General features: G+C 30.8%; 14 protein-coding genes. 1 reads left to right on the forward strand and 13 read right to left on the reverse strand.

The window, feature by feature from the left end; translation table 11 throughout:
- Position 1 precedes the first annotated feature (1 nt).
- From J2Z44_RS12505 to J2Z44_RS21840, 12 genes are all read right to left on the reverse strand, one after another.
- Positions 2 to 1,177, reverse strand: coding sequence for an efflux RND transporter periplasmic adaptor subunit (locus tag J2Z44_RS12505; protein WP_021283482.1), 1,176 nt, complete (start codon positions 1,175 to 1,177; stop codon positions 2 to 4).
- A gap of 17 nt (positions 1,178 to 1,194) precedes the next feature.
- Positions 1,195 to 1,638, reverse strand: a complete 444-nt coding sequence (locus tag J2Z44_RS12510) for a MarR family winged helix-turn-helix transcriptional regulator (RefSeq protein WP_021283481.1) — start codon at positions 1,636 to 1,638, stop codon at positions 1,195 to 1,197.
- A 397-nt stretch (positions 1,639 to 2,035) separates the two neighbouring features.
- A complete protein-coding gene (locus tag J2Z44_RS12515) occupies positions 2,036 to 3,064 on the reverse strand; it encodes a DUF362 domain-containing protein (protein WP_021283480.1) in 1,029 nt (342 codons plus the stop codon).
- A 289-nt stretch (positions 3,065 to 3,353) separates the two neighbouring features.
- Positions 3,354 to 3,965 (reverse strand): glycerol-3-phosphate acyltransferase, encoded by a 612-nt coding sequence (locus tag J2Z44_RS12520; protein ID WP_021283479.1) that lies wholly within the window; start codon positions 3,963 to 3,965, stop codon positions 3,354 to 3,356.
- A gap of 344 nt (positions 3,966 to 4,309) precedes the next feature.
- Positions 4,310 to 4,513, reverse strand: coding sequence for a heavy-metal-associated domain-containing protein (locus J2Z44_RS12525; protein WP_021283478.1), 204 nt, complete (start codon positions 4,511 to 4,513; stop codon positions 4,310 to 4,312).
- Between the two features lie 100 nt (positions 4,514 to 4,613).
- Positions 4,614 to 5,867 carry a sensor histidine kinase gene (locus J2Z44_RS12530; RefSeq protein ID WP_021283477.1) on the reverse strand — a complete coding sequence of 418 codons (1,254 nt, stop codon included), beginning with the start codon at positions 5,865 to 5,867 and terminating at the stop codon, positions 4,614 to 4,616.
- The gene (locus tag J2Z44_RS12535; protein ID WP_021283476.1) at positions 5,854 to 6,543 is read right to left on the reverse strand and encodes a response regulator transcription factor; all 690 of its coding nucleotides are present in this window, start codon (positions 6,541 to 6,543) and stop codon (positions 5,854 to 5,856) included. Before J2Z44_RS12535 ends, J2Z44_RS12530 begins: the two co-directional genes overlap by 14 nt.
- A 209-nt stretch (positions 6,544 to 6,752) precedes the next feature.
- The gene (locus J2Z44_RS12540) at positions 6,753 to 7,241 is read right to left on the reverse strand and encodes a DUF4342 domain-containing protein (protein ID WP_021283475.1); all 489 of its coding nucleotides are present in this window, start codon (positions 7,239 to 7,241) and stop codon (positions 6,753 to 6,755) included.
- A 221-nt stretch (positions 7,242 to 7,462) separates the two neighbouring features.
- The gene (locus J2Z44_RS12545; protein WP_209649616.1) at positions 7,463 to 8,809 is read right to left on the reverse strand and encodes a M20/M25/M40 family metallo-hydrolase; all 1,347 of its coding nucleotides are present in this window, start codon (positions 8,807 to 8,809) and stop codon (positions 7,463 to 7,465) included.
- 283 nt (positions 8,810 to 9,092) lie between these two features.
- A complete protein-coding gene (locus tag J2Z44_RS12550) occupies positions 9,093 to 9,806 on the reverse strand; it encodes a GNAT family N-acetyltransferase (protein ID WP_021283471.1) in 714 nt (237 codons plus the stop codon).
- A 213-nt stretch (positions 9,807 to 10,019) separates the two neighbouring features.
- Positions 10,020 to 10,508, reverse strand: a complete 489-nt coding sequence (locus tag J2Z44_RS12555; RefSeq protein WP_209649618.1) for a DUF4342 domain-containing protein — start codon at positions 10,506 to 10,508, stop codon at positions 10,020 to 10,022.
- A gap of 250 nt (positions 10,509 to 10,758) precedes the next feature.
- The gene (locus J2Z44_RS21840; protein WP_021282674.1) at positions 10,759 to 11,598 is read right to left on the reverse strand and encodes a M15 family metallopeptidase; all 840 of its coding nucleotides are present in this window, start codon (positions 11,596 to 11,598) and stop codon (positions 10,759 to 10,761) included.
- 654 nt (positions 11,599 to 12,252) lie between these two features.
- Between J2Z44_RS21840 and J2Z44_RS12565 the strand changes: the two genes are divergently transcribed.
- Positions 12,253 to 13,707: a UDP-N-acetylmuramoyl-L-alanyl-D-glutamate--2,6-diaminopimelate ligase gene (locus J2Z44_RS12565; protein WP_021282673.1), complete on the forward strand. Its 1,455-nt coding sequence runs from the start codon at positions 12,253 to 12,255 to the stop codon at positions 13,705 to 13,707.
- Between the two features lie 58 nt (positions 13,708 to 13,765).
- On the opposite strand, the gene J2Z44_RS12570 is transcribed toward J2Z44_RS12565, so the two are convergent.
- On the reverse strand, positions 13,766 to 14,527 hold the full coding sequence (locus J2Z44_RS12570) for a CPBP family intramembrane glutamic endopeptidase (RefSeq protein WP_021282672.1): 762 nt from the start codon (positions 14,525 to 14,527) through the stop codon (positions 13,766 to 13,768).
- Between the last annotated feature and the right edge of the window lie 206 nt (positions 14,528 to 14,733).

A 14,733-nucleotide genomic window follows, 5' to 3' on the forward strand; every position in this document is an offset into this window, starting at 1 on the left:
ACTATTCCTCCTTCTTGCTTTCTATAACCTTATCTCCATCTTTTAAATCCGTGGTATTTAAAATTATAGCTTGATTTTCCTCTAAACCTTCAACTACTTCAATTTCTGTATCTGATTGAAGTCCAACCTTTACTTCTTTTTTCTTTGCTAACCCATTTTCAATTACAAACACAAAGTTTTTTCCATCCTTTTCGGTAACTAATGTTTCAACTGGAATTTTAAGTGCATCTGCCACAGTTCCAGTTAATATATTTACATCTGTGTCAAAGTCTACTTTTAACTCTGGCGCAGCTTCTAGTACATCAATGTCTGCGCTTAAATTCCCTTCACTACTTCCTCCAGTAGCCACCATTGCCGCGTTACCTTGCTTGCTAGCAGATGGGCTAATGAAATCAACCTGACCTTTGTAGACTTTATTATTATTTTTCACTTCAGCATTTTGTCCTACCTTAACTTTTTCAGTATCGAATTTATTTAGTGAAATAGTTAATTTAAGACTGTTTAAATCTTGAAGAGTTACTACTGCCATATTTGGAGTAGACATAGCGCCTACTGTTCCAGCTAAAGAGGTAATTACACCATCAAACTCTGCCACTATTCCATCTTTAACTGCATCATACTTGCTTTGTACTGCATCTAAAGAAGTCTTTGCTAGAGCTATTGAATTATCTAACTGCTTCACCTTTTCAGAGGACATACTTTGCATTGCATCTCTTTGTTGTTTTAAAGTTGGAACTTGAACCTTATCCTGAGGATTTGTACTTTCTTCTAGTTCCTTTATTTTTTTATCAAGTTCTGTTTTTTTATCCTCTAAACTCTTATTTTGATTAACAGCATCTTGTTTTTGCAACTGAGCATTGCTATATTGAATTTCTGCTTGTTTAAGCTGAACATTTAAATCAGATGTGTCGTAAGTTACAAGAACATCACCTTTTTTAACAGCATCTCCAACTTTCACATTTACTTTATCAATTTTAAGTCCACTTCCGAAGTATTCCTTAACATTTTTAGATTTTACTGTACCTGATGTGGATAAGTATGAGTTTAACTCTCCTCTTTGAACCTTATGTAAATTAACTTGTTTTCCTTTATTTCCTTTTGAGTTAAAAGCTGCTACTCCAAATATAATAGCAATCAAAATTATAACAACCGTTATTACTAAACCTTTTTTCTTCATTTTAAAATTCCCCTCACTTAATTTATTGTACTATTACCTTCTAATACTTCCTTCAGTGTTTCTAAGCCATCAATTATTTTTTTTGAATTTTCCTCACTACAATCCTTTAAAAGCTCCTCAAAGTAATTCTTTATTTTATCTTGAAAATCTACATTTATTTTCCCAAATTCCTCTGTAAGTTCAACCCTAACTACTCTTCTATCCTTTTCATCTCTAATTCTTCTCACGGCCTCAATTTTCTCTAATCTATCAACAATACCTGATACTGTGCTGTTTGATAAATTAATCTTTTCACTTATTTCACTGATTTTCATAGATTTATTATTACAAAGTACCCCTGCTACCATTATCTGAGGTGGAGTTAATCCTATTTCACAAAAATATTCTTTAAAGTTATCTTGAACTAATGAATTTATATCCCTTAGAAGCTTGGAAATAGCTTGGCCATTGCTTTCCTTCATTACACAAATCCTCCTATCCTATTGTAAAAATTTATAAGTAGTCATATACATATACATATACTATAGGCCTATATGATAGATTTTATTTTATCCGCCCTTAAAAGGCTTAGAGTAATCAGAATAAATTTTATGTATAAGTTATGTCTTAACTCTAATATCCTATAGATAATATCCCATAAAGTATTTTCTATAATAATATTTCGTATACGAATATTTTCTATGCATATATTTTCTATTATAAATGTTTATATCTATTAGTCAATAATTATTATTTACTTATCCCTCTATTAAAATTAAAGGAAATCTAGTTATGTTTTTTTGATTATTATGTTATAAAACTTTAAAGCAATAAAAATAACGCTTGCAATTTTGCAAACGTTATTTATATTGCTTTAATTTATATATTGTTAATTTCTATAAGTTCGTAATTAGTTGTTCCTAATCCTATTTTTTCTGCGTGACTAAGGGAATTTCTGCCCTTTTCAAAAAGCTTTTGTCCGCTATTTTTTTGAATTAAGTCTAAGCATGCTGTATCTAAAGCTACAGGGTCTTTTCCAGCAAGAATACCAATATTAGCTGCGATTGGCTTCATAGCTGTACCAGCACAATCACACTCTTTAGTAATATTATGAACAAAGGTAATGTATATGATGTCCTTATCCTTTGCTGCTCCATAAGCATACTCTGAAAGCTTCTCAAAAAAATGAGAGCCTCCCCAAGTGTTTTCAATTGCTCCTTGAGGACATACAGCAATACACCCTGCACAACCAATACACTTATTCTCATCAATTACTGCTACATCCGAAGTTTCAATGGCATTAAAGTTACATTTATTCACACAAATACCACAAGTGATACATCTCTCAGCATCCACCTGAGGAGATATACCAGAGTGCTGCTCTAACTTTCCACCTCTCGCAGCAAATCCCATAGCAAGCTGTTTTAATGCCCCTCCAAATCCAGCTTCTGCATGTCCTTTGAAATGGCTCATAACAATAAATTGTTTGTACTTTCCATAACCTTTACCAATTTTACACTTACTTACATACTCTTTATTTATTTCTACTTCGTCATAGTCTGTTCCAATATCTCCATCTGCAATTATAATAGGAATTTGCGTGAAACCATGTGCTTTTGCTGTTGCAATATGAAGATCCGTAGTAGTTCTTGAGCCTCTATATAGCACATTAGTTTCGATGTAAGATGGATCTACGCCATTTTCTTTTAGATAATTTATGGTTTCATCATAGCATTTAGCTGGAATAAAGGTTTTGTTTCCTTTTTCACCAAAGTGAACCTTTATAGGTACTTCTTTTTCAAACTTATGTCCAGTTTCTGATACTACTGTTTTTAATAGTTCTAAAGCCTCTTTTCCAAGCTTTTCATAATCAGACTCTGAATTTTTAATAAAAAATACTTTACTCAAATTAACAACTCCCTTTATGTAGAATTCCTATGTATGTTTTAATATTTCCCTTATTTATATATATAACTAGCTTAGAGTAGTAATACTTACAAGCTTTAATTATTATTATATACCACTGTTCTTAATAATACCAATATGACTATGAAAAACCTAATTAACTCGTGAATTATTTTCATATACTAGGGATATGAAAGGATAAATATTTATTGCTTGATACTAAGTAAGCCAAGTATAATAGAAAAATATTTTTCTATTATACTTGGCTTTCAAATTATAATTGAAATCTACTCTACTTTTTCCTCTTTAAAGTTGATCTTAATCCAATCTCAGTTTTATTTTTAATTTTAATTACATTGTTCCAGTGCTTACTTATAGTTAGTAAAGTAAGAATAAAAACCATAGTTGTGCAAACCATAGGGTAATTAAAGAATGTAATAATTGTAGCAACTATATACGTAACTATGGTTCCAAGAGCTATATAATCTGTAATTATTGTAGTTAAAATAATAGTTACTCCTAGTATAAGACCAAATGTGGGGTTAAGTCCTAAAAATATACCGATAAAAGAAGCCGTTCCCTTACCACCTTTAAAGTTCATATAAAAAGGAAAATCATGGCCAATAATTACCCCTATTCCAATTATAAATAACAGTATGTCATTATACTGTAAAAAGTATCTTCCAAATAATATTGCTAAAGTCCCTTTTAAAATATCAATAAGGGCTGTAATAGCTCCATATTTCCAACCTAGCATAATAGTAGCATTTGAAGCTCCTGAATTATTTGATCCTCCACTTCTTATGTCTATACCTTTTGCCATTTTCCCAAGGGTATAAGCTGGATGAACTAACCCAAAACAATATCCAATTAAGAGTGAAATGATAATATGATAAATTCTCATAACAGCCCTCCTTTTAAATCTAAAAGTAGATTTTGATTCCAAAGATTTTAAAGTTCCAAATCTTAATTTCACAATCTTATAACTTATTATTTTATTTCTAGTAACTAAAATAACCTATTTTTCTTTAGTATAATGCTTACTATATTCTATGAACCTAGTATGTTTTCCGCATCTAATTATACCATGGATTATTTTCTATAATAAATAAAGTTATATGCTTATTTATGATTTAAAAATCGTGCTGAATAAGTTTAGTCAATAAACATATAAAATAAAGCTTTATTATATACTAAAAACCATACAGCTTTAAATATTGCTGTATGGTTCTTAGTAATCATAAATTATTACTGAATAGAATATCCTGTATTCTCAATACAAGTTTTAATTTGCTCTGGACTTGCTGGTGAATTGTATTCAACCTCAACAGTTCCTCTAGAAAGGTCTATAGCAATTTGTTGAACTCCTTGTACTTTTTCTAAAGCATTGTGAAGCTGTGTTTTGCTTTGCGAATTTGCCATACCTGAAACATTATAATGCACATTTTCCATAGTAACTCTCCTTCCATACAATAACTTTTTATCGCTTTTTTAACATGATATTTTCATCAGTTATAGTATGAATTTTGATAAGTGTTTTTATCCATGAAAGTTATACTACATGAGAACTCTGCTCCTTTAATGGAAGTAGTATTGTTATCTTTGTACCCTTTCCAACTTTGCTTTGAACTTCAATATTCCCCTTATGGGTTAAGATAATCCACTTAGCAATGGATAATCCAAGGCCTGTTCCTCCACTTTCTTTAGTTCTAGATTTATCCGCACGATAAAATCTATCAAAGACATGTGGTAAATCCTCCTTTGCTATACCAGCTCCTGTATCCTCAACTTCTAATACTAACTTATTATTTTTAACATAGGAATTTATTTTAATAATTCCCTGCTCTTCTGTGTATTTTATACTGTTATCTATAAATACTCTTAAAGCTTCTTTTAATAAGTTTCTATCACCGCTTATAATCACTTCTTCGTTATACATATTTAAAATTTCGTGATTTGGAGCAATTAACTTTGTTTCTTTAACTACATCTCCTATTAATTCATTCATGTTAAGGTCTATCATCTCAACCTTTTGAGTATGCTTATCACTTCTAGCTAGAAATAGCAATTGCTCAACCAAGGTTTTCATAGCTTCAGCCTCGGATTTTATAGCACCGATGGCCTCATCTAGAACTTCTTTATCTTCCTTTCCCCATCTATCTAATAGATTTGCATATCCCTGAATTACAGCAATTGGAGTCCTTAGCTCATGAGATGCATCTGATACAAACTGATTTTGAGCTTCATAGGTTCTTTGAAGCCTATCTAACATATCATTAAAGGTTTTAGCTAAATCCTTTAATTCATCCTTTGAGCCTTTAACATTAAGTCTAGTATTTAGATCTTCTCCCGAAATGCTTTTTATAGTATCATTCATGCTCTTAACTGGAAGCAATAATTTTTTACTAACCCTTCCTCCAATTGGTATTAAGATTAGTAACAAAACTATATTTGATACTATAGTAATGGCGAGAATAATACCAATATACTGACTTACTTCAACAGTATTTTGCACGAAACTAATGTAAACCTTGCTCCCATCAGCGGCTATATTACTTGCTTGTTCGTGAATAAAATATAAAAATCCACCTACCACCATGGCATTTGAAAGAATTAACAAAGTAGAAAAAATAAAAACATAAAAAGTTGTGATTTTAAAGCTTATGGAAAACCGAAGCCTATCATTTATATATTCAAATCCCTTTACCAATAACTTTGGTAGAAGTGCTATTATATTCATTAATATTTTAAAAACTCCTAAAACTGCATCTTTAATTAAGATCTTTAATTCATTATTTTTCTTCATACTTTAACATATATCCCACCCCTCTAATGGTGTGAATGAACTTCTTGTTATACTTATCATCGATTTTACTTCTTAAATATCTAATATACACATCTACCACATTAGTATCCCCAAAGTAATCAAACTCCCAAACAGCTTCAAGAATCTTATCCCTTGAAAGTGCAATATTTTTATTCTTTAAAAGATATACTAATAGGTCAAATTCTCTTTTAGTTAAATCTATTAACTCCTTATTATAATCAGCAGTATGTTTTTCTAAGTCAATAGAAAGATTCTCTAACTTTAATACTACTGAGGTAGCTTCATCTACTTTTTTTCTTTTTAAAGCTACTCTAATTCTAGCAAGGAGCTCTTCAATAGCAAAAGGCTTTGTTACATAATCATCTGCTCCATTATCAAGTCCCATAACCTTATCCATGATATCATCTTTAGCAGTAAGCATTATCACAGGAACTTCTGAGCTTTGCCTAAACCTTCTTAAAACTTCAATACCATTTAAAGATGGTAACATTATATCCAAAATTATCAAATCAAAGTTCCCTGAAAGTGCTTTCTCCAGTCCTTCTCTACCATCATGAGCTTGCTCAACCAAGTACCCCTCATATTTAAGCTCTAACTCCACAAAACGAGCAATTTTAACTTCATCCTCTACAATTAAAATTCTTTGCTCAGCCATTTTAAATCCTCCACCTACAGTTTAATTAGGTATCATGAAAATAAATAACAGTATCCTCATCTAGCTCAAAATATCCTTAACACCCTTGAATTGTTATTTATCTTCAGATACTTAAATCCTCATCCTAAAATCTTTACCTATAATTATACTTTAAATTTACTGTAGTGGATATATGGAAATGACCTACATTTTCCATGTAGGTCATTTAATTAGATATTATTCTCATTTCCATTTTCAGGTGTAACAGTTTTATTCTCTGTAAAATCCTTTTTAACATTATCAACAGTATTTGCTACCTTATCAAAAACACTGTTTACTCCAGCACAATCTCCATTCTTACCTTGAAACTTAACTCTGTGACCTGTAAAGAAAGCAATTAATAATCCTATAACAGTTAAATATGGTGCAATAACTGTGATAATAACTGCTGCTGTTACTGGAATACTAAAAATCGTATTTTCTCTCTTTCTTATCATAAAAGTTGTGTTGTTTCCCTTCTTCACAAGAGCTTTAAATTTGTCCCACAAAGATGGTTTTTCTTCATATTGAGTACTACTCTTAAATTTCTTTTCTCTTTCTAAATATACTAAAGCTTCAACTATATCATCATTACATATTTCTAGTGCAGCTTTTGCCTCCTCATAACTCACATTAGCTCTTCTTCTTACCTCATCAATATTTTCTAATCTTACTGTCATCTTTTATTCCTCCAAATAATTTATTGGTTTCTCTCAACCTTATATTCTTATTATAAGAGGGCAAGATTAAGGTAAAATTAATGAAAGATTAGAATTAGATTAGAAAACTAAAAATCCATTATGAAAGGAAAAGCTTTTTTCCATAAACTAAATCCAGTAGTAAGCATGAAAATAGCTATCCTACTGGATTTTACCTTAACTTTTAATTCACTTATTAAAATCTATGATTTATTATTAGAAAAACCTCCAGGATTTTTACTTATTTCCTTACACATATTCAATAATACATTACAGGCATTTAGTAGGTTTTCTTTTTTAATTTTATCTATAGTATCCTTATCTGTATGATAATTCTTATCAACCCCATAGGCAAAACATGCTGCTGGTATTCCTACCGATTGAAAAGATGAATGGTCACTGTTTGGTTGTTCAGTTCTCTCAGTCTTTAAGCTGAACTTATTTATACAACTTACTGCTAAATCAGCTGGTAAGGATTTAACCCCTTCATCCATTGTGTGAACCATTAATGTATCCCCTACTCCAACCATGTCAAGATTAAGCATAGCCGCGATGTTATCCTTCTCCTCTAAGCTTAAAGATTCAACATAATGCTTAGAACCAACTAATCCAATTTCTTCTGCCCCAAAAGCAATAAACTTAACATCACAATCAAGGTCTTCTTTAGATAAAACCTTTGCTGCTTCCAGTACTGTTGCTATTCCAGAGGCATTATCATTTGCTGCTGGGGTGTCAACTCCATCATAATGTGCCCCAACTACAATATGTTTACCACTATTTTCTTTTTTAGATTTCATAGTTGCAATTATATTTGTAGAGGAAGCCTCCTTAAATTCACTATCAACCTTTAAAGTAGCTTTTAGGGACTTTCCTTCCCCAAGCTGCTTCACAAGTTTTTCTGCCTCAGGTTTTCTTATAGACACAGCTGGCATATTGGAAAGTTGTCCTAAGGTAGCTGTTATAAAGTCCTCATTAGCAGGATCATAAAAAATAGCTCCCACAGCACCTTTTTTAAATGCTCTTTCCACCTTTGTTTTAAAATAATCTTCCCCTCGTTTCATAAGCACAACCTTGCCTTTAACATCTTTATTTTCAAAATCAGTATGGCTTCCCATACCTACATTAACAAGTTCGGCAGTGACACCTTCCTTTGGGGTACCTTTAGTAAACTGTAAAGACTTTGAGTCAATTTTTTCATTTCCATCTTCCCCAATAGTAAGTTCAGTACTGTTGCACAAATATGAGGTTATTGGAAAGCTTTGTTCTGTTACCTCAAATCCCAATTCCTGAAATTGTTTTTTTATATATTGTGCTGTGTTTTTTTCTCCATCAAAGCCTGTAACTCTTGCATTATCAGTAGCTGAAAACTTTTCAATTGTACTATAAATATCATCTGATGATATTTTTTGTGTAAAATCAGTAAAAGTAATGGAATCAAAATTAACTACGGCCTCTGAAATACTTTTCTCTACTTTCCCCTTGCAAGCCGTAAATGATAAAGTAAAAAATAGTGCACATGTCATAGCAACGAGTCTTTTACTCTTTTTCATTTTACTCCCCCTCAAAATAATTACTCTATTATCCAACTTCCTTTACATAATATACTTTGTATATCAATTTATATCCATATCTCTAGTTGTATTTAATTCATCTATTCTCCACCTTTTAACTACCCCATTTATCCCCCCTTCTTTTTCCACCTTATTAAGCTTTGTATTTTCCTTTATAGTCAATTCCTTAATTTATTTTATATATTCTACATTTCTTAAGAATATTCCTTTATATGTTCTAAATGTTACATATTGTAAACAATTTGAATTTCCTATGAAATTTCTATTCTATCTCTAACCAATGTACCATTCTATCTTTCTGAAACCCTAACCCCATAGCTAGCTTCATTGAATTTTCATTACTTTCTTCTATGTGAACAAAAGGTATTTTTTGTGCACTTTTAACTTTTTTTATTAAGTCTAAAGTTACTGCTTTTGCATATCCATTTTTCCTATACTCAGGCAAAGTATGTAAAAAACCTATTGCTCCATCATCCTGTGTCATTCCCCAAGCTACAGGATTTCCGTTTATACGTACACAGGAACTTATTCCGTTTGTTATGCGTTCTTTTATATAATCAATGGACAATAACTCCTTGTAATCAGAGTTATCATAGATAAACTTGCTATCTTCTAATGTTAAATTTTCAGTTTTACATGTAGATTTAGGCAAATCTACATCCCTTGTTAATATCAATCTTGTAGTTGATAATTTCCATTTTACTTTAGCTTCTTCTGTCAAAATCGGAAGCATCCAATCCTCAATTATGGCGAAACACTTATCTTCTTTTGTCAATTTACCTTTTATTAGCTGAAGTTCATTTTTAGATTTACTGCTAATATAACTCCACTTTCTATCACTTGTCCCTTTAATAAAAACAGAGTCACCAACTCTTTCAAAATGGTGAATAGAATAACTTTCTATAAAATTAATAATATTTAAATTATCATATTGACTCTTTTTTAAATAGTCTAATATTTCCTTCTTATTGTTCATCAATTTATCCCCCTAATATTAATCCTTATTTTTTTAATAATCTCTTATATATTATAATTATAAAACAAAAGTTTTATTGTGGGCATAAAAATGGCTCACATTTTTCATGTGAGCCATTTCAATTAAGTAATGAACAATTATGTTTCATTTGAAAATTCTGATGGATAATCCCCCTCATAAAAAAAATGTGGAAATTATCCCTCTAAAATATCCTTAAATAATATTTTCCTTATTAGTTTCTTCTCTATGACTTTTTTCCTCTGTAAAATCCTTTTTAACGTTATCAACAGTATTTGCTACTTTGTCAAAAACACTATTTACTCCTGTACACTCTCCATTTTTACCTTGAAACTTAACTCTGTGACCTGTAAAGAAAGCCACTAATAGACCTCCCACAGTTACATAAGGAGCAATAACTGTTATAATAGTTGCTCCAGTTACTGGCATACTAAGTACCACATCTTCTTTCTTTTTTACCATAAACTTTGTGTTATTCCCCTTTTTTATAAGTTCTTTAACCTTTGTTCCAAAAGAAGTTTCTTCTCCATAACAAGTATTAGTTTTAATTTTTTTTTGTCTTTCTAAGTATACTAGCGCTTCAACTAAGTCATCATTACACATTTCAAGTGCTGCTTTTGCATCCTCATAGCTTACATTAGCTCTTCTTCTTACCTCATCAATATTTTCTAATCTTACTGTCATTTTTCATTCCTCCAAATAATTTATTGATTTGTCTCAACCTTATAATCCTATTATAGGAGAGTAAGATTAAGGTAAAATTAATGAAAGATTAGAATTTGATTAGAAAATAAAAAAAGTTTGCTAAATAAACCAGCAAACTTAACTTTCAACATTTCCTATTATGTTTTAACTTCTTTATGGATTTAGTACTAAAGATATAAAACATGTCATTAGAGCATATGACCCATAACATGATATATTTCTTTTACTACTAATCTCTTCCTAGATATTCTTCAAGACAAACACCACGTTTAGTTATTTCCTCAGCTGCTTCTTTTCCTACATACCTATAATGCCAAGGTTCATAACCAATTCCAGTTATTTCACTTTTATTAGAAGGATATCTAAGTATAAATCCATACTTATAACTATTCTCCATAAGCCAAATTTGCTCTGGTGTAGTTTCTTGATTTTTGTCTAAGTTTTGATTTTTTGAAGATACAATATCCACCGCTAATCCTAGCTGATGTTCACTGGTACCTGGTACCGCAACCCAATTAGCTGCTTTTGCCCTTGCTTCTTCTTCAGAATGTCCCTCAGCTTTATACTTGTTAACATCAATATCGAAAAGCTTTATCTGATCTTCCTGAGTTCTATAGGAAGCACAAATGTAAGGTGATAATCCTGCTGCTCGTGCATCATTCATCATATGCTGCAAGTCAGGATATACCCTTTCATCAATAGCATGTCCGTTACTTAAACTTACTAAATTAACTGTATATCCTGCTGGAACTGGATTATTTCTATTTACAAGTAATAACTTCCACTCTTCATTACTTTCATTTGTGGAATCCTTTGGCAGGGCATCACTATGAGCTGAAGTGTTTTTTCTTGCTTCAATATCTGCACTTGTATTGGATTTTTTTAAATCAAAGTACTGATTTAAATAAGGTAATACAGTGTTTTGACCTTTGCTTATTTTGATTGTGGCCATTGCACCAAGCAATATGACAGTACACAACATTAAGAGCATTATAAAATTTGTTGGTCTTTTTATCCCTTTATCTTTAGAAAAAATTTGCTGTTGCCAAGTATATCTTTCATCTCTCACAGCATATCCCCCTTCTAGCTACGGGTTATATGTAGCTTATTTTGGAATTTTAATACCTCAATAAAAGTTAACAAAACTTTACTTTCAGTTGAAAACAATGTTTATCTGTAACACATCATACTACATTTTGAAGGGTATACGCAATAACACTTTAAGGATAATTTAATAATTTATGGTCAATATTAAAAAAAACTTTAATGCTATACTATTTAACTACTTCAAGCCCACTAATTGAAACCTAAAAATTGTATTTTTTTCCTTCTCATGTAACCTGCTTTTCCATATACACATTATTCTAATTTATAACTTTTATACATTAACAAATAATTAATCCTATAAAAAACATTTAAGTAGTTCTTATTATTTTTCATTAAATCCTCTTTTCACTAATGTAAATTTGAATTATATCTGTTTGTTTTAAAGCATCCCTTAAATAAAAATATGTACATTTTCTTCATAAGCTATGATAGCCTTATGCCTTTTAATTGTTTCATATTTTATAGCACTTTTTGCAATGAATTACCCACTATTAGCAATAACAATTAGCTTTATTGGGGATACACTATAAATATAGTAATTTAACAAAATATATTTTTATTTCATTAGATCTATATATAAAATACACTTAGGATGATGATATTTGGAGGCGAAAGTATGATACTAAAGAATTTATTAAAGAACTTGAATTATAGGATTATTCAAGGTAATGAAAATATAGAAATAGAAAGTATAGGTTGGGATTCAAGAAATGTGGCGTCAAATTCCTTATTTATATGTGTTAAAAATAAAAATGTTGATAGGCATGAATTTGCAACCTTAGCAATTGAAAAAGGGTCTACTGCATTAGTTATTGAACATGATATAGAGAATATTCCTGAAGATATTACAGTTATTAAAGTTTCTGATTCTAAGAAGGCAATGGCTAGTATTGCAAGTATTTTTTTTGGTGAACCATCTAAGAGGTTTAGCCTCATTGGTGTAACTGGTACTAACGGAAAAACCTCAGTTACTTATTTCGTTTCAAAGGTTTTAGAAAGTGCTGGCAGGTTAACTGGAATAATTGGAACAATTGAAAATACAGTTGGTGGTAATGTTCTTAAAACTGAAAAACTGAATCCCACTACTCCGGACTCTATTGAACTGCAAAAGTCCTTTAAAGAAATAGCAGAGGCTGGAGCCTCCCATGTGGTTATGGAGGTTACCTCTTCAGCCCTTGATAAAGAAAGAGTTCATCAATGTGAATTTCATATTGGCGCTTTTACAAATCTTACCCAAGATCATCTTGAAGAACACGGCACCATGGAAAATTATAAAAATGCAAAGCTTAAACTCTTTAAGATGTGCAAGAGGGCTTTAATTAATAATGATGAATCAGTTGCTGAAGAAATAAAATCAATATCAACTGGTGAAGTTTATACCTATGGTATAGAAAAGGACGCAAACTTCAAAGCTTCAGATATAATTTATGATTTGAATTTTGTAGAGTTCACCTTAAGCTTTAAAGATGAAGTAAAAAGAGTTAGATTTAATATACCTGGTAAGTTTAGCGTGTACAATGCTCTAGCAACTATTGGAATATGTTATTTATCTGGCCTTGATCTTGATACAATAATTCAGGGCTTAAAAAGTATTACAGGGGTTCCTGGAAGAATAGAAAAAGTACCAAATAATAAAGGTATATTAACTGTTGTTGATTATGCCCACTCTCCTGACAGTCTTGAAAATATAATAAAAGCTATGAGGGAAATTTCTAAGGGGAAAATAATCACAGTATTTGGTTGTGGCGGTAATAGAGATAAAACAAAACGTCCTATAATGGGAGAAATAGCTGGAAAGCTTTCTGACTTTGTTGTAATAACTTCAGATAATCCTAGAAAAGAAGATCCAGTAACAATTATTGATGAAATTGAACTAGGCACATTAAAAACAAACTGTGCTTACTTAAAAGTTGAAGATAGAAAAGAAGCTATATTTACTGCTTTAGATAAAGCTAATTCAGGTGATGTAGTAATCATTGCAGGAAAAGGTCACGAAACCTATCAAATCCTTGGAGACACTACTATACATTTTGATGATAAGAAAGTAGTTATAGAATACTTCAGTAGATAAGAATTAAAGGAAGCAATAATTGCTTCCTTTAATTCTTATTATGCTTATTTTCTTCTTTTTACTTGTCCATATAATCTATATTTGTACTCACTTCATTATCCATACTCTCAAGCTTAATTTTATTAGTGCCCCTAAATCTTATAAAAATATATATTGCCATTATAAATAGAATTCCTGTGGTTAATAATTCAGTTTCAAGATTTCCAATATATGGTGAAGCAACGCTTTCATTTAGCACTAAGTTTATTGCCACTTCTTCCTTGCTCATTAATATCTCCTGAGTTAAATTCCAGGTTAAGTGATAACCTATAGCCATCATCAAAGAGTTGCTTTTATGAACTATTAAGCAAAGTAAGGCTCCAATTATTCCTGCATTAATAAGTCCTACCCACATACCTTCACTTCCTGAATAAGTACCAAAATGTACTCCTCCAAATATCACTGATGAAACTATTAAAGCAATAACTGTGGAATATTTCTTTTCTAGCTTTAAAAATATATATCCTCTAAATAAAGCTTCCTCAAATAATGCTACAGCAAGGAAACCAATTCCTACTGGTATTGCAAGCTTTATTGTGTGTCCTAATTTAGCCCCACTAAAAGTCACTTCCCCATAACCTAATGTAACAACTAAAACTGAATACATTCCAATAAGTACAATCCCTAAAATCAGCCCTTCTAAGAATAGCTTCATGCCTCTCTTATCAAAATGAATTAGAAAAGATCTTAATCCTTCATCTCTTGTAGATTTTCTTATGATTAGAATAATACCAAACAACATAAAATTAACAATAGCAGTTGCTATACCATTAGTCGCCATAAAAATTCCCCCTTAAATCCCCATATATTAATAAACCATAACTATAAAGAAACTAAAATTAAGACATAACTTACTTATTGTACGTACCTCAGTTTCCTTAAAACTTTTTAACATTAATAAAATAAAGTTTCTCTAGGAAAGTCCATGAGAACACCTTCCTTTAATTAAAGTTATATTGTGAAGTTGCTTGTCTACAATATTCCATT

Origin of the sequence: Clostridium punense (assembly GCF_017874425.1) — a bacterium.
GTDB classification, from domain to species: domain Bacteria; phylum Bacillota; class Clostridia; order Clostridiales; family Clostridiaceae; genus Clostridium_J; species Clostridium_J punense.